General features: G+C 66.2%; 12 protein-coding genes. 4 read left to right on the top strand and 8 right to left on the bottom strand.

Annotated features, from left to right (window positions below):
* The first annotated feature begins 105 nt into the window (after positions 1-105).
* The gene (locus tag AC1MDG_RS11510) at positions 106-2,499 is read left to right on the top strand and encodes a RelA/SpoT family protein (protein WP_479803981.1); all 2,394 of its coding nucleotides are present in this window, start codon (positions 106-108) and stop codon (positions 2,497-2,499) included.
* Between the two features lie 42 nt (positions 2,500-2,541).
* On the opposite strand, the gene AC1MDG_RS11505 is transcribed toward AC1MDG_RS11510, so the two are convergent.
* The 3 genes from AC1MDG_RS11505 to AC1MDG_RS11495 all read right to left on the bottom strand — a co-directional run bounded on the left by AC1MDG_RS11505 (position 2,542) and on the right by AC1MDG_RS11495 (position 5,872).
* Positions 2,542-3,051 (bottom strand): hypothetical protein, encoded by a 510-nt coding sequence (locus AC1MDG_RS11505; protein ID WP_479803980.1) that lies wholly within the window; start codon positions 3,049-3,051, stop codon positions 2,542-2,544.
* A gap of 258 nt (positions 3,052-3,309) precedes the next feature.
* Entirely contained in the window at positions 3,310-5,010 is a 1,701-nt protein-coding gene (locus AC1MDG_RS11500; protein WP_479803979.1) for a DUF349 domain-containing protein, read from the bottom strand.
* Between the two features lie 61 nt (positions 5,011-5,071).
* A complete protein-coding gene (locus AC1MDG_RS11495) occupies positions 5,072-5,872 on the bottom strand; it encodes a peptidylprolyl isomerase (protein ID WP_479803978.1) in 801 nt (266 codons plus the stop codon).
* A 269-nt stretch (positions 5,873-6,141) separates the two neighbouring features.
* Here AC1MDG_RS11495 and hisS point away from each other — a divergent pair, with 269 nt between their 5' ends.
* A complete protein-coding gene (gene hisS / locus AC1MDG_RS11490) occupies positions 6,142-7,488 on the top strand; it encodes a histidine--tRNA ligase (RefSeq protein ID WP_479803977.1) in 1,347 nt (448 codons plus the stop codon).
* Here hisS and AC1MDG_RS11485 read toward each other — a convergent pair.
* Positions 7,485-8,741, bottom strand: a complete 1,257-nt coding sequence (locus tag AC1MDG_RS11485) for an APC family permease (RefSeq protein WP_479803976.1) — start codon at positions 8,739-8,741, stop codon at positions 7,485-7,487. The genes hisS and AC1MDG_RS11485 overlap by 4 nt on opposite strands.
* A 109-nt stretch (positions 8,742-8,850) precedes the next feature.
* On the opposite strand from AC1MDG_RS11485, the gene aspS reads away from it, so the two are divergent.
* Together aspS and AC1MDG_RS11475 are read left to right on the top strand one after the other, a co-directional pair.
* Positions 8,851-10,614: an aspartate--tRNA ligase gene (aspS, locus tag AC1MDG_RS11480; RefSeq protein WP_479803975.1), complete on the top strand. Its 1,764-nt coding sequence runs from the start codon at positions 8,851-8,853 to the stop codon at positions 10,612-10,614.
* Between the two features lie 121 nt (positions 10,615-10,735).
* Positions 10,736-11,539, top strand: coding sequence for a GNAT family N-acetyltransferase (locus AC1MDG_RS11475; protein WP_479803974.1), 804 nt, complete (start codon positions 10,736-10,738; stop codon positions 11,537-11,539).
* On the opposite strand, the gene AC1MDG_RS11470 is transcribed toward AC1MDG_RS11475, so the two are convergent.
* The 4 genes from AC1MDG_RS11470 to chcC1 are packed head-to-tail and all read right to left on the bottom strand — an operon-like array spanning position 11,536 to position 15,196.
* Positions 11,536-11,748 (bottom strand): hypothetical protein, encoded by a 213-nt coding sequence (locus AC1MDG_RS11470; protein WP_479803973.1) that lies wholly within the window; start codon positions 11,746-11,748, stop codon positions 11,536-11,538. The two genes, AC1MDG_RS11475 and AC1MDG_RS11470, sit on opposite strands and share 4 nt — an antisense overlap.
* Positions 11,749-11,777: 29 nt before the next feature.
* On the bottom strand, positions 11,778-13,178 hold the full coding sequence (locus tag AC1MDG_RS11465) for an MFS transporter (RefSeq protein ID WP_479803972.1): 1,401 nt from the start codon (positions 13,176-13,178) through the stop codon (positions 11,778-11,780).
* Between the two features lie 10 nt (positions 13,179-13,188).
* Entirely contained in the window at positions 13,189-13,518 is a 330-nt protein-coding gene (locus AC1MDG_RS11460) for a Dabb family protein (RefSeq protein ID WP_479809080.1), read from the bottom strand.
* A 1-nt stretch (position 13,519) separates the two neighbouring features.
* Positions 13,520-15,196, bottom strand: a complete 1,677-nt coding sequence (gene chcC1, locus AC1MDG_RS11455; RefSeq protein WP_479803971.1) for a 4-oxocyclohexanecarboxylate 2-dehydrogenase — start codon at positions 15,194-15,196, stop codon at positions 13,520-13,522.
* Positions 15,197-15,219 lie beyond the last annotated feature (23 nt).

Raw genomic sequence — 15,219 nt, 5'->3', positions numbered from 1 at the left:
GTCACTCGTGACGGGGTCCGGCCCTTCGCATCTGCGTTACGGTTACAGAAGTGCCCTGCCGCGGGAATAGACTGGGATAATTAACGGGTCGTGAGGGGTGCTTCATTGGAAGAACGTTCGACGTCGGCGCCAACGGCCGACGGTGGTGAAGGTCCGGGCCAGGGGCCGCAGACCGGTCTGGTTGCGTCCGGGCGCCCGGACGCAGGCGTGCCGGTTGACAGTTCCGGGTTCCGGACGACCTTCCCCGGACGCCGCGAACGCACCAGGTCCCGGCTGGCCCGGCTGACAGGCCGCGGTACGGCGACGTACTCACCCATACTCGAACCGTTGCTCCGCACCGTCAGGGCCAACAACCCCAAAGAGGATTTCGACCTCATCCAGCGTGCGTTCGTGGTGGCCGAACAGAGCCACCGGGGGCAGAAACGCAAGAGCGGCGATCCGTACATCACCCACCCTGTCGCAGTGGCCACCATCCTGGCCGAACTGGGGCTGAGCGGCACCACGCTGGCAGCCGCCCTCCTGCACGACACCGTTGAAGATACGCCGTACACGCTGGCGGACCTCAAGAGGGACTTCGGCCCCGAGGTGGCCATGCTCGTTGACGGGGTCACAAAGCTGGACAAGGTGAGCTTCGGTGAAGCCGCGCAGTCCGAAACTGTCCGCAAGATGGTCGTGGCGATGGCCAAGGACATCCGGGTGCTGATGATCAAACTCGCCGACCGGCTGCATAATGCCCGTACCTGGCGCTTTGTGTCGGCTGAGTCCTCGGCCCGCAAAGCCCGCGAGACCCTGGAAATCTTCGCGCCGCTGGCGCACCGGCTCGGCATGAACACCATCAAGTGGGAACTCGAAGACCTTTCCTTCGCGGCGCTGTACCCGAAGGTGTACGAGGAAATCGTGAGAATGGTGGGGGACAGGACCCCGGAGCGTGAAAAGAGCCTGAGCGTTATCCGGAACCAGATCACCGAAGATCTCCGGACGGCCAAGATCAAGGCCACCATCACGGGCCGGCCCAAACACTACTACTCGATCTACCAGAAGATGATTGTCCGCGACAAGGACTTCGACGACATCAACGACCTTATGGGCGTCCGGGTCCTGGTGGACTCTGTCCGTGACTGTTACGCAGCCCTCGGTACGCTGCATTCGCGCTGGAACCCGCTCCCGGGCCGGTTCAAGGACTACATCGCGATGCCCAAGTTCAACATGTACCAGTCCCTGCACACCACGGTCATCGGGCCGGGCGGCAAGCCGGTGGAGATCCAGATCCGGACGCACGAGATGCACCGCCGCGCCGAGTACGGTGTCGCGGCGCACTGGAAGTACAAGGACCAGCCGAACAGGACGGCCGCGGGCCCCGGAAGCCCGCGCGACGGCGACATGGGCTGGCTGCGGTCACTCGTTGACTGGCAGCAGGAAACGTCCGATCCCGGCGAATTCCTGGACTCCCTGCGGTTCGAAATCAACGCCCGCGAAGTGTTTGTGTTCACGCCCAAGGGTGAGGTCATGGCACTGCCGGCCGGGTCGACCCCCGTCGACTTCGCGTACGCCGTCCACACCGAAGTGGGCCACCGGACCATCGGCGCCAGGGTCAACGGCAAGCTGGTTCCGCTCAACAGCGAACTCAACCATGGCGACTGGGTGGAAATCTTCACCTCCAAGGCAGAGGGCGCCGGACCCAGCCAGGACTGGCAGCACTTTGTCAAGAGCGCCCGCGCGCGCAATAAGATCAGGCAATGGTTCAGCAAGGAGCGCCGCGAAGAGGCCATTGACCGCGGCAAGGAGCTCCTGACGAAGGCGATGCGCAAGCAGAACCTTCCCCTGCAGCGCCTGATGACCCATGACGCCCTCGCTGAGGTGGCCGAGCACTTCAAGTACGTGGACATCTCCGGCCTCTATGCCGGTGTGGGCGACGGACACACGTCAGCTCAGTCCGTGATGGAACGCCTGGTGGAGACACTTGGCGGCAATGAGGGGCCGGAGGATGACCTGACAGAGGTCAGCATCCCCACGCAGGTCAGCAAGACGAAGTACTCCGACTCCGGCGTGATTGTCCGCGGCGTGGGCGACGTGTGGGTGAAGCTGGCCCGCTGCTGCACGCCGGTACCCCCTGATCCCATCCTTGGCTTTGTGACCAGGGGATCCGGAGTATCGGTGCACCGCACGGACTGCACCAATGTTTCGGACTTGAAGGACCAGCCGGACCGCATCGTGGAGGTCGAATGGGCGCCCACCCAGTCCAGCGTCTTCCTGGTGGAGATCCAGGTGGAGGCACTGGACCGGAAGTCGCTTCTCTCCGATGTCACCCGGATCCTCTCCGAAAACCATGTCAACATCCTTGCTGCCAGTGTGCACACATCCACCGACCGGGTGGCCATCTCGAAGTTCGCCTTCGAAATGGGCGATCCCAAGTACCTCAGCCACGTGCTCAGTGCGGTGCGCCGGATCGACGGCGTGTTCGACGTGTACCGGACCACCGGAAACCGCCGGCGCAGCTAACGTACAGGCGGGCTCCGTGCTACTCGCGCGCATTGCTCGCTTTTAACCAGACTGCGCTTGGAGGGCTGCGAGTTTTTCCAAGGCCGCCTTCTTGTGCGGAACGCGGGGAGTGGCTTCGACAGCGAGGGTCAGCAGCCGCAGCCTCACGTCCAGTTCGGGGCTCGCCAGCATTTTTCGGAGGGCAGGCAGTGCCCGCTCTGCGTCCACGTGGAGGGCGATGTCCAACGCAGTCCGCAGAGGGCTGGAAACCATCAGGCCGCCGAGGCTGACAACATCGAAAGGACCGAGCCTCACTTCGTGCAGGGTGCAACCGCGGGTGGACCTCAGGCTGGAGATTCGCCGGCTGGCATCCACGAGCAGGGCAAGCCGGTCCGGTTCCCCGGCGCAGCCGTAAATCCAGGCTGCCGTCATCCGGCCCGCAACGACCCGCTGCCGGATGGCAGGCGGCACGGCGAACGAGGCTGCGCGGGCCCGCAACTGGGGAGTGGCGGCAGTCCCGGGGAGCATGTACCCGCGCTGGTACAGCTGGCTCAGGATGCCGTCTGCAGCCATGGCCTGTAATTCCGGCCACGAGAAAACACGGCCGGGTGAATAAAGCTCCGGCGGCCCGTTCTCAGCTGCTCCGGAATCGATGCGCCCGGTTGCTGTGCGTCCGGTTATGGTGCGCCTGGTAACTGCGGGCCCGGTATTTGCGGGGACGGGGAACGGGGTAGCCATTCAGCTATCTTTTCCTGCTGCCTTAAACGCGTACAGGCCCCGTTCCGGTTATGTGGATAACCGGAACGGGGCCTGTATTTTCAGCCGCTGCGACTACGAAAGTTCGCTGGCCGACCGCGAGATCTGGTCCAGCCATGCCTGGCGGGCCTCCAAGGCCTCCTGGGCGGCCTTGATCTTACGCTGGTCGCCAGCCTTCTCCGCTTTGGCAAGGTCTTCCTTGAGCCCGGCAATGGCAGCTTCCAGCTGCGAGAGTGCGCTGTTGGTCCGCGCCTTGGTCTCCGGGTTGGACCGCTTCCAGTTTTCGTCCTCGGCGTGTCGGACGGCGTCCTCCACCTTCCGGAGCCCGGCTTCGATCCGGGCCATGTCCGCGCGGGGAACCTTGCCGGCTTCCTCCCAGCGGTCACGGATGGACTGGAGGGCCTTCTTGGCGGCAGCCAGATCCTTGATAGGCAGCAGGGCGTTCGCCTCGACGAGAAGGGCTTCCTTGACGGTCAGGTTTGCACCGTACTCCTGGTCGATCTCATCGTTGGCTGCCTGCCGGGAGGTGAAGAAGACGTCCTGGGCGGCACGGAAGCGCGCCCACAGGGCGTCGTCGTCCTTCCGGCTGGCCCGCGGTGAGGCCTTCCACTCATCCATCAGGCGGCGGTATTCGCCGGCTGCGAAGCCCCAGTCGGTGGACGTGGACAGCGCCTCGGCTTCAGCGATCAGCTTTTCCTTCGTGGCCTTGGCTGCGGAGTTGTTGCTGTCCAGCTGGGAGAAGTAGGCACGGCGGTGGCGGTCGAAGACCGTCCGCGCTGCCCTGAACCGCTTCCAGAGGGCGTCCTCGTTGCTGCGGCCCAGCCGCACGCCGTTCTTCTGCGCTGTCTTCCAGCTTTCGAAGAGCTCGTTCATGCGGGCGCTGGAGGTCTTCCACTGGATCTGTGCAGGATCGTGGCCGGAAATTTCTTCCGCCTCTGCAACGATCGCTTCGCGTGCGGCCAGCTCGGCGGCGCGCACGGCGTCGTGTTCGGCTTTTTCGGCCTTCTCGAGTTCCGCGATCTGGGTGGACAGCGTATCGAGGCGGGCTTCGGCCGCGCGGAGGTCGCCCACCATGTTGCGTTCCGCCAGCTGCTCGCGAAGGTGCGTCACCGTCTTCTGCATGTCGGTGGTGGGGGCCTTGGAGCCCACCCGCTGTTCGAGCAGGACAATCTGGGCCACGACGTCGTCGTACTTCCGGGCGAAGTAGCCGAGGGCTTCCTCGTCGCTGACGTCCGGGTACTGACCCACGGGGTGTTCTTCGCCGTCGATGGTCAGGAAGACGTGGCCGTCGCCTTCAACGCGGCCCCAGCGTGCGGCTTCGGCCAGGGAAGCAGCCGAGGAAACGGGAGCGGGGACGGGAACTGCAGGAGAGGACGCTGCCTTCGGCCGCGCCGCGAAGGCTGCCGGTGAAGGCGCCGGACGGGCTGCCGGACGCGGTGCCGCTGCCTCAAGGGCGGGTGCCTCAGCCGCGGGGGCGTCGTCGTCGTCGGCCGGTGCGGCTGCTTCAGCGGCGGGTGCCTCAGCCGCGGGGGCGTCGTCGTCGTCGGCCGGTGCCGCTGCCTCAGGGGCGGGCGCATCAGCCGCGGTGGCGTCTTCGGCGGGTGCTGCCTCAGCCTCCGGTGCGGAAACTTCCTGGGTTGCTGACTGCGCATCTGCCGGAGCCTCGGCAGCTGCGTCGTTGCCAGCTGCCTGTGCGTCGTCAACCACCTGAGCCACGGTCTCGGCTTCTTCGGAGGCTGCTGTTACTGTTTCGTCGGATTTCTGACTGTCTGTCACCGCTAAAAGTCTTTCGCTTGGAGGGAAATACCAGCGCCCGCAGCGTGGAGGCCGGGGCTGGTTACTTCAGAGAGAACGAGTCTATCGTGACTGGTTCCGCAGGAGCGCCGTCTGTTGCGCTTCCGCCCGTCTTAATACCGCCGGCGGCGATCTTGGTCACCACGTCAAGGCCGGACGTCACCTTGCCCACCACCGTGTAGCCGCCGGCCTCATCGGCCGGAATGGCTGTGTCCTTGTAGACGATGAAGAACTGGGTGCCGTTGCCGTAGGCGTTGCCGCCGGTCCGTGCCACGGCAATCGTGCCGGCCGGGTAGGTGTTGTCCGCCGGGGTGTTTTCCAGGGGTCCCCAGGTGTATGCGGGGTCGCCCTGTCCGTCGCCGGTCTTTGATCCGCACTGCAGGACGCCGAACTTCTCGCCCGTGGTCAGCCGGTGGCAGCTGATTCCGCTGTAGTAGTTCTCGTCGGCAAGGGATTTGAAGACCGCCGCTGCCTGCGGCGCCTTGGTTCCGTCGAGTTCAACGCCCAGGGCTCCGCTGTTGAGCTTGAGCTCGCCGGTGAAGACCTTGCCGGCCGCTGTCTCCGGTTTGGGGATGTTGGGGCCGTTCGTGGCCGCCGGTGTGGGCGACGCCGACGGGCTGGTCAGCCCGGCCTGCGCGGCAGCGTATTCCTGTTCGGTGGGGTTGCTTGCGAAGACAGTAAGTTGGAGGACAATGGCGAGCACTACGGCGCCGGCGCCGGCACTCACCGCGAGGATATTGTCGCGCTTGCGGCGTTTCTCCTGGTGCCGCCGCAGCTCGCGCTTCGCTTCCATTTGCTGGATGCGCCGCTTTGCCTCGCGGGCGCTCCGTGAACTGGCCGCCAAAAGTCCTCCTGGTTGTCGGGCCGGCCCGCCGAACGGGCCAAGGGCGACGTCCGGTGTCCGGCAGCAAGTGGCAGGCGATGCATGCGCCCGCCTCATGGGAGCAGTGCTCCATTAGAGTTGCCGGCGCCGAAAGCATAAACTGACTGCCGCACATAGTTTATGCATGACTGGCTGGAGTCCCGCCCCAACCGCCGCTTTTGATCGCATGGCGGAATCGGAATACCGGGCAAAGGACTCCAGCCTTCTGTTACCTGAGGAGAAAATCCACCATGGCACGCACCGCCTCCCTGTCCGGATTCCCCGAGTGGCTTCCCGAGGAGCGGCTGGTGGAGCTGCATGTGCTGGATACCCTGCGGCGCGTCTTTGAGCTGCACGGCTTCTCCTCGATCGAGACACGCGCCGTGGAAACGGTGGGCCAGCTCCTTCGCAAGGGTGAAATCGACAAAGAGGTATACGGACTCAGCCGCCTGCAGGACGATGAAGGCGAAGACGCCAAGGCCGCCAAGGGAGACCACCACTCCCTGGCCCTGCACTTCGACCTGACCGTGCCGTTCGCCCGGTACGTCGTGGAGAACGCCGGCTACCTGGCGTTCCCGTTCCGCCGCTACCAGATCCAGAAAGTGTGGCGCGGCGAGCGTCCGCAGGAGGGCCGGGCCCGCGAATTCACGCAGGCGGATATCGACATCGTGGGCGATGGCGACCTGCCGTTCCGCTACGACGTCGAAATCGCGCTGGTCATCGCCGAGGCCCTGAGTGCTCTGCCGATCCCGGATTTCCGCCTGCGTATCAACAACCGCAAACTGGCCGAAGGCTTCTACCGCGGGATCGGCCTGACGGATACCGCCGGAGTCCTGCGTAGCATCGACAAGCTCGAGAAGATCGGTCCTGCCAAGGTGGCCGATCTGCTAAAGACCGAGCTGGGAGCCTCCGAGGAACAGGCCCAGGCGGCGCTGAGCCTGGCCGGCATCCGGACCGAGGACACATCGTTCGTTGACAAAGTCCGCGCCCTGGGCGTGAAGGACGAGCTGCTGGAGGAGGGCCTGAACGAGCTGGAGCAGGTCATCGCCGCCGCGGTGCAGCGGGCGCCGGGCAAGGTGGTGGCGGACCTCAGCATCGCCCGCGGCCTGGACTACTACACCGGCACCGTGGTGGAAACCGTCCTGGTGGGCCATGAGCAGCTTGGCTCCATCTGCTCCGGCGGGCGCTACGATGCGCTGGCAAGCAAGGGAAACCGGAAGTTCCCGGGCGTTGGCCTGTCCATCGGCGTCACCCGCCTCGTCTCCCGGATTTTGAGCCAGGAACTGGCGCAGGCCACGCGTTCGGTGCCGACCGCAGTGCTCGTTGCCCTGAACAACGATGAGAGCTGGGGCGCGGCCCAGGACGTCGCAGCACAGCTGCGCAGCCGTGGAATTTCCACCGAGGTGGCCGCCAAGGCGGAAAAATTCGGAAAGCAGATCAAGTTCGCCGACCGTCGGGGCATCCCCTTCGTCTGGTTCACCGACGATGACGGAAAGCATCAGGTAAAAGACATCCGCTCAGGCGAACAGTCAGATGCCGACCCCGCCACGTGGACTCCGGCGGATGAGGACCTGCACGTCCGGGTCCTCAAGGCCTAGGCTGCACCTCGGCGCAACCGGAACCGCAGCACCAGGAACCGGCCGGCGATTCCGCCTGCCAGTACTGCGGCCATGCCCGCTACCGAAGCGACCGGCAGGGTGGCGGCCAGGAGCAAACAGCCCGCGAACCCGGCAGCGTTCATCCATCGCGGTGCGGTAGCCGGCCGGTCGGCCAGGGTGAAGGCGGCAGCGTTCGTCACTGAGTAGTAGATCAGTACGCCGAAACTGGAGAAGCCCACCACGGTAAGGACGTCCGTGGTGACGAGCAGTGCCACAACGACGGCGGCAACAGACAGCTCGGCGACAACCGGAACGGTGTGGCGTCCGCCCACCCGCGCAAGCGGAGCCGGGAGATCCCGCTCCCGGGCCATCGCCAGGGCCGTGCGGCCCACTCCGGTGATGAGGGCAAGCAGGGCTCCCAGGCAGGCGGCGGCGGCGCCGGCTTGGACAAAAGGGCCACCCGCGCTCAGGCTGGAGGCGGCCACTGCGTCCAGCAGAGGCGACAGGGACCCTGCCAGCCGCCGCGGAGACAAGTGCCACAGCAGCAGCACGGCGAGCCCCAGGTAGATGATAAAGGCGGCGGCCAGCGCGGCCAGTATTGCCCGCGGAATCGTTCGGGTGGGATCTTTGACCTCTTCGCCCAGCGTGGCGATCCGGGCGTAGCCGGCAAAGGCGAAGAACATCAGTCCGGCGGCCGGGAGGATTCCCCAGGCGCTGCCAGGGTTGTCCGCCGGCATGGCCGGTGCCGGGTGGGGGCCCACCAGGCCAGCGACCACAACGAATGCCAGGGTGGCAAGGACGATGCCGAGCAGGATCCTGGTCAGGAGCGCGGTCCGGGTGATCCCCATGAGGTTGACGCCCGTGAGTACAACCACGGCGGCAACAGCCACAGGCTTGGCATAGTCCGGCGCCACGTAGTGGCCGAAAGTCAGGGCCATTGCCGCGCAGGAGGCGGTCTTTCCAGTGACAAAACCCCAGCCGGCAATGAAGCCGGGCCATTCGCCCAGCTGCTTCCGGCCGTAAACATAGGTCCCTCCGCTGGCCGGGTATTTGGTGGCCAGCTGGGCGGACGCCACAGCATTGCAGTAGGCAATCGCGCCGGCGATCAGCACGGAGGCAATCATGAGCGGGCCGGCCAGGGCGGTGGCGGGGGAGAAGACAACGAACACTCCGGCACCGAGCATGGAGCCGAGCCCGATGGCGGTGGCGTCGAACACGCCGAGCCGGCGCTGTAGCCGCTGATGGGTCTGCATGGCGGAAGGAAAGCCTCTCCAACGGGTAAACTCGAACGGGGCCGTTCCCGTAACGGTCCCATTCAACATCATCTCTGTATTCCTGCTGTCTCCCTAAGAAAGGCGTGCTGTGCTGCGCACACATGACCTCGGATCCCTTCGCTCCGAGCACATTGGACAAACCGTAACCCTGGCCGGCTGGGTGGGCCGGCGTCGTGATCACGGTGGTGTGGCATTCGTTGACCTTCGTGATGCCTCGGGCGTCTCCCAGGTGGTGGTCCGCGAAGAAGAGGTCTTCCACGGACTCCGCAACGAGTACGTGCTGCAGGTCATCGGTACGGTTTCGCAGCGTCCGGAGGGCAATGAAAACCCGGCGCTGGCCACCGGCCAGATCGAGGTCATCGCCGAGAAGGTGACCATCCTCAACACCTCCGATCCGCTGCCCTTCCAGATCGACGAGCACGTCGAGGTGGGCGAGGAAGCCCGGCTCAAGCACCGTTACCTCGACCTGCGCCGCCCCGGCCCCGCCCGCAACATGCGCCTGCGCTCCGAGGCAAACCGGGTGGCGCGCGAACTGCTCCACCGTGACGGTTACGTGGAGATCGAAACACCCACCCTCACGCGTTCGACGCCGGAAGGCGCCCGCGACTTCGTGGTCCCCGCACGCCTGGCGCCGGGTTCCTGGTACGCACTGCCGCAGTCCCCGCAGCTTTTCAAGCAGCTCCTGCAGGTGGGCGGGTTCGAGAAGTACTACCAGATCGCGCGCTGCTACCGCGATGAAGACTTCCGCGCGGACCGCCAGCCGGAGTTCACCCAGCTGGACATCGAAGCCAGCTTCGTGGAGCAGGACGACATCATTTCGCTCGGCGAAAGCATCGTCAAAGCCCTGTGGCAGCTGATCGACGTCGAGATCCCCACGCCCATCCAGCGCATCACCTACGCCGACGCCATGGCGCGCTACGGCTCGGACAAGCCGGACCTCCGCTTCGGCCTGGAGCTGACCGAACTCACCGAGTTCTTCAAGGACACCAACTTCGGCGTGTTCAAGGCGCCCTACGTCGGTGCCGTGGTCATGCCCGGCGGCGCCTCGCAGGCACGCCGTGCGCTGGACGCCTGGCAGGAATGGGCCAAGCAGCGCGGCGCCAAGGGCCTCGCCTACGTCCTCTTCAAGGAAGACGGCGAACTGGCCGGTCCCGTGGCCAAGAACCTCACCGAAACCGAGCGGGCCGGCCTTGCCGACGCTGTCGGTGCCAAACCCGGGGACTGCATCTTCTTCGCCGCCGGCGAGAAGACGCCCTCCCGCGCCCTGCTCGGTGCCGCCCGCGTCGAAATCGGACACCGCACCGGGCTGATCAACCCCGCGGACTGGGCGTTCTGCTGGGTCGTGGATGCGCCGATGTTCGAGCCCGCCGCCGCCGCTGTGGCCTCCGGTGACGTGGCCGTCGGTGCAGGCAAGTGGACCGCGGTCCACCACGCCTTCACGTCGCCCAAGCCGGAATTCATGGATTCGTTCGACCAGGACCCGGAGTCCGCGCTGTCCTACGCCTACGACATTGTCTGCAACGGCAACGAAATCGGCGGCGGCTCGATCCGTATCCACGAGCGTGACGTCCAGGAGCGTGTCTTCGAACTGATGGGCCTGGACAAGGCGGACGCCGAGACGAAGTTCGGCTTCCTCCTGGAGGGCTTTAAGTTCGGCGCTCCGCCGCACGGCGGCATCGCTTTCGGCTGGGACCGCGTTGTAGCACTGCTGGCAGGAGTGGAGTCAATCCGCGACGTCATCGCATTCCCGAAGTCCGGCGGCGGCTACGACCCGCTGACCCAGGCTCCGGCGCCGATCACCGCGCAGCAGCGCAAGGAAGCCGGCGTGGACTTCAAGCCCGAAGCGAAATAGGCAGCGGCCGCAGGCCGAAAGGCCGTGCACGCGGCCAAGTAGAGTGACCTGAATGCCAGCAAAGGCTCCCCGGAAACCGGGGAGCCTTTGCTGTCCCCCAAACCCTGAAGTGAGGAACCGGATGGAGCGGCAAACGATGTCCGGACTCGAAGCGTTGATGGACGCCGCGTGGCCCGCCTCCGACCGGGAGGAATCGGGCGGCTGGGTGCTGCGTGCTGCCGCCGGCGTGACCCAGCGTGCGAACTCGATCTGGCCGCGTTCGGAGCCTGCCGGCACGAGCCACGACCGCATGGCTAAACTCCGGGACGCCCGGGCCTGGTACCGCAGGCGCCGGCTTCCAGTGATCTTCCAGGTCTTCGACGACTCCCGCAGCGCCGCCCTGAACGCCATCCTCGACGAGGAAGGCTTCACCCGGCAGTCCGAAACCCTGATCCTGGTGCGCGACGCCGGCGCAGTGCCAGCATCCGCTGACGAGGCGCCCGACGCCGGCGTCGAACTTTCCACCGAGCCGTCAGGTGAATGGCTGCGGCTCTGGTGGAGTGTGGACGGGCGCGGTGGCGAGGAGTCCCTCGCCACCGCCCGCAGAATCCTCGAAGGCTGCCGTTCGCTGTACGCACTGGTGAGGGACGACGACGGCGTGCCCGCCGCCGTCGGACGCCTTGGCGTTCCGTCCGTGGGGGAGGGCAGCCGGGGCGGGCTGTACGCCATGGCCACCCGTCCGGATGCCCGGCGCCGCGGTTACGCGACCCGGGTTCTCCGAACCTTGCTGCGGGAAGGTGACGCCCGGGGCCTCACCAGCTACTGGCTGCTGGTGACGGCGGCCAATGCCGGCGCCCGGGAGCTGTATGCCCGTTCGGGATTCGCGGAAGCCGGACGCTACCACTACCGGCAGGAGCGGCCCAAACGGCACCTGACCGGCTGCTAGGTTTCCTCGGTCGCGTAGCTTTCGGTGGCGTAGTGCAGTCCGAGCCAAGGTGAAGCGGCCAACTCGCCGCCGTCGGCTGCCGGCGCGGCTGCGGAGACGGGCTCCGCTGGGCCGGGTTGCGGCAGGTGCTGCCGGCCTCGGGGCACCCCGGAAGCGTGAACCCGCCAGTGGCCGGGGCACTGGTTGGGGCGGCTGGTGTGGCGCGGCATGGTGGTTCCTTTCGGGCTGGTGCTCGGACTCAACGGCTTTGCAGATCCCGCCGGGCGGCGGTACCGGCCAGGTACGGAGCACCCAGCTCCTCGATCGGCGTTTTGAACGTCTCGCGGGAGTAGAACACCGAGGCCGCAGCGATGAGCATGCACACGGTGCCGAAGACAGCCACGGGAACCCAGCCGGTGACACCCGGGGTCAGGAGCATGCCGGCGATCATCGGCGCGAACCCGGCCAGGACCAGTCCCAGCTGGTTTCCCATCGCCATGCCGGTATAGCGCACAGGTGCGGCGAACTGCTCGGCGAAGAACGAGGGCCAGATGCCATTGAAGCCCGAGTACAGCACTGTCATGTTCAGGAAAGCGGCCAGGAAGACCAGCACGATGTTGCCGGAAGACAGCGCAAGGAAGTACAGGAAGATCGTGGCTGAGCACCCGAACGCGGCGGTCAGCAGCAGGGGGCGCCGTCCGATCCGGTCCGAGAGCTTCGCGGCCAGCGGCATGGCGAACATCGACAGTCCGATGGCTACGGCATTGACGGTCAGGATGGAAGCCCGGTCAAACCCTGCCGTGGAGGTGGCGTAAGCCAGTCCGAAGACAGTGAAGATGGTCTGCATGACGGACATGATCGACATGCCCACTACGCGCAGCACATCGGTGCCCTGGAACTTGAGCACCTCCTTGAGCGGCATCGGGGCGACCTGCCTGTGCTCCTGGGCCTCCTCGAAGACCGGTGTTTCGTCCAGGTGCGTGCGTACCCAGTAGGCGATCGCCAGGACCACGATGGAGAGCCAGAACGGGATGCGCCAGCCCCAGCTCATCATCGCTTCCTGCGGCAGGGCCGTGACCGGAATGAACACGAGGGTGGCCAGCACCATGCCTGAGGCGTAGCCCGTCATCACGAAGCTGGTGAAGAAGCCGCGTTTGCCTTCGGGCGAGTGTTCCAGGGTGAGGGTGGAGGCGCCCGCGGACTCGGCGCCGGCGGAGAAGCCCTGTGCGAGCCGCCCGGCCACTAGGAGGATCGGCGCCCAGACGCCGACCTGCTCGTAGGTGGGCAGGAACCCGATGCCCAGCGAGGCCAGGCCCATGATGCCCAGTGTCAGCAGCAGGATCTTCTTCCGGCCTAGTTTGTCGCCGAAATGGCCCATCACCAGCCCGCCGACGGGCCTGGCCACGTAGGCGACGCCGAAGGTGGCAAAGGCGCCGATCAGTCCGATGGCGGGGTCGGCGGAAGGGAAGAACAGGTGCGGAAACACGAGTGCGGCGGCGGTTCCGTAGATGAAGAAGTCGTAGTACTCCAGGGTGCTGCCGAGGAATGACGCCAGGGCTGCCTTCCCGGGGGTCTTGCGTTGAGTTGTGCCGGCGGTTTCGCCCTGGCCTGTGCCCTGACGTGGGCGCAGCGCGCGATCGCTTGGTGATGCTGAGTGCATGGGGATCTCCTTAAGACGACAGTGTCTTCGTGGAAGCCTGCTGGGAATCCCCGAGGTGGAAGTCCACCGAGAGGATCTGCTGGCTGTTGGGGAATGAGTAGGCCTTGAGCGGCTCGTGTAGCGGATGGGTGTTGTACACCGCGATGTCCTCGACCTTTTCGAAGTCGGCCACAATGGCGTAATCGAAGGAGCGCTCGGTCTCGAGCAGGTCCGGGCCGTGGGTCAGGCTGAGCATGCCGGGAATGTTTCCGGCCATCCTGTTGAGGCCGGCGATCCAGGCCTGCTTGTCGGCGGGTGGAAAGTCCGGTTTGAACTTGAAGAGTACGGTGTGGCGGATCATCTCAGGCACCCACCAGTTCCGGTGCCGATTCGGTCTGTTCAGCCAGGAGGTAATCCGTGGACTGGCCGGCCAGGGTGCGGCCGGCGAGGTAGCCCATGGTCATGATCGGCCCAAGGGTGGCGCCGGCCCCCGGGTAGCCGGCGGCGTAGGCGTTTTCGGTGGTGTTGCCTGCGGCGAACAGGCCCTCGATCGGCCGGTTGTCGACGTCGAGCACGCGGGCCAGCCCGTCGGTGGCCACTCCACCGTTGGTGCCGAAGGCGCCGTTGACTACTTCCATGGCGTAGAACGGCCCGGTCCGCAGCGGGCCCAGCGACGGGTTCGGGTACGGGCTGGCGTCGTCGCCCCAGTACTTGTCGTAGGCGCTTTCGCCGCGGCCGAAGTCGGGGTCTTCGCCCTTGACCGCGAACTCATTGAACCGTGCCACCGTTGCGCTGAGGTTCGCCGCGGGAACGTTGATCTTTGCCGCGAGTTCTTCCAGCGTTGCGGCTTCGATCAGGTAGCCCGGGGTGGGCTGGCCGGCGCGGTGGGCCAGGATGCCGTAGCGCTCCATGTAGGCGTGGTCCACGATCACGTGGGCCGGGGTGTTGAGGGTCTGGTTCGCGGCCGAGTCCCAGGACTGCAGGCTACGGGCGAGGTCGTTGTAGTTCTGCGATTCGTTGGCGAAGCGGCGGCCGTGGCGGTTCACCATGATCGATCCCGGGCCCTGGCGTTCGAAGCGCAGCAGCGTTCCGATCGGCTGCCCGTCACGGGTGTCGCCGGTGACTGACATCGGGGCCCACCAGGCTTCGCGGGTGCCGCGGGTCTGGCCGCCGATCCGCTGGGCCATTCGCAGGCCGTCGCCGGTGTTCGAGGGCGGCGAGCACATGGTGTAAAGCCGCGAGGCGAGCATCGAGTCGGCCAGCGCCTTGTCCCATTCGAAGCCGCCCGTGGCCAGCACCACGCCGTCGTTTGCGTGGAAGACCTCACCGGATTCGAGCTCGACGCCGGTCACCCGGGTGCCGTCGGTCCGCAGCCGGTGGCCGCGGGCTCCGGTAACGAGCGCTGCACCGTCGCGGACCAGGCTGGCGAGCAGCCTGGACACGAGGGCCTGGCCCTTGGCCACCAGCCCGTCGGCCTGGCGCTGGTTGAGATCGTCCCAGGGGAACTTGGTGAATGCGCCCCAGTTTTCGTATTCCTGCATGGTGAAGGGGGCGCGGCCGTCGCTGCGCACGTGTGCTGTGAGGTCCCCCAGGGCCTCGCGGCTGTTGAACAGCTGCGGCTCCACGGTGCGGCCGCCTTCCACGGCGCCGGGCAGGTCCTGGCGGTAGTCCGGGAAGTTGTCGAGGAAGATGAAGGCGAGCCCGCACTCTTCTTCCACGAAGCGGAGCATCTGGTCCCCGTAGGTCAGGGCCGCATCGAGCAGTTCATCGCGGCCGCGCCCCCGGGCAACGGCCCGCACGTATTCTGCGGCCGCTTCCTTCGAATCGGTGATGCCGGCCTCCCGGGCGTGGTGGTTGTCCGCCACCCAGAGCATGCCGCCGGACACGGCGGAAGTCCCGCCCAGCAGGGCGCTTTTCTCGAGGACGACGACGGACTTGCCGGCACGGGCGGCCGTGGCCGCGGCGGTGAGCGCACCGGCGCCGGAGCCGACGACGACGACGTCGTAGCTTTCCGCCTGAGTGCCATTGACGAATTTCATGGGTGTTGCCTTTCAGGATTAAA

The organism is Arthrobacter sp. AIWTK1 (genome assembly GCF_056680535.1).
Note: the sequence above shows the minus strand (reverse complement) of the source record. Positions and strands in the feature narration are given on the sequence as shown.

Coding starts and splice junctions, on each gene's coding strand:
- AC1MDG_RS11505 (WP_479803980.1), bottom strand. CDS start 3,051: ATGGCTGCAGACGGCATCCTGAGCCAGCTGTACCAGCGCGGGTACATG.
- hisS (WP_479803977.1), top strand. CDS start 6,142: ATGGCACGCACCGCCTCCCTGTCCGGATTCCCCGAGTGGCTTCCCGAG.
- AC1MDG_RS11485 (WP_479803976.1), bottom strand. CDS start 8,741: ATGCAGACCCATCAGCGGCTACAGCGCCGGCTCGGCGTGTTCGACGCC.
- AC1MDG_RS11475 (WP_479803974.1), top strand. CDS start 10,736: ATGGAGCGGCAAACGATGTCCGGACTCGAAGCGTTGATGGACGCCGCG.
- AC1MDG_RS11470 (WP_479803973.1), bottom strand. CDS start 11,748: ATGCCGCGCCACACCAGCCGCCCCAACCAGTGCCCCGGCCACTGGCGG.
- AC1MDG_RS11465 (WP_479803972.1), bottom strand. CDS start 13,178: ATGCACTCAGCATCACCAAGCGATCGCGCGCTGCGCCCACGTCAGGGC.
- AC1MDG_RS11460 (WP_479809080.1), bottom strand. CDS start 13,518: ATGATCCGCCACACCGTACTCTTCAAGTTCAAACCGGACTTTCCACCC.
- chcC1 (WP_479803971.1), bottom strand. CDS start 15,196: ATGAAATTCGTCAATGGCACTCAGGCGGAAAGCTACGACGTCGTCGTC.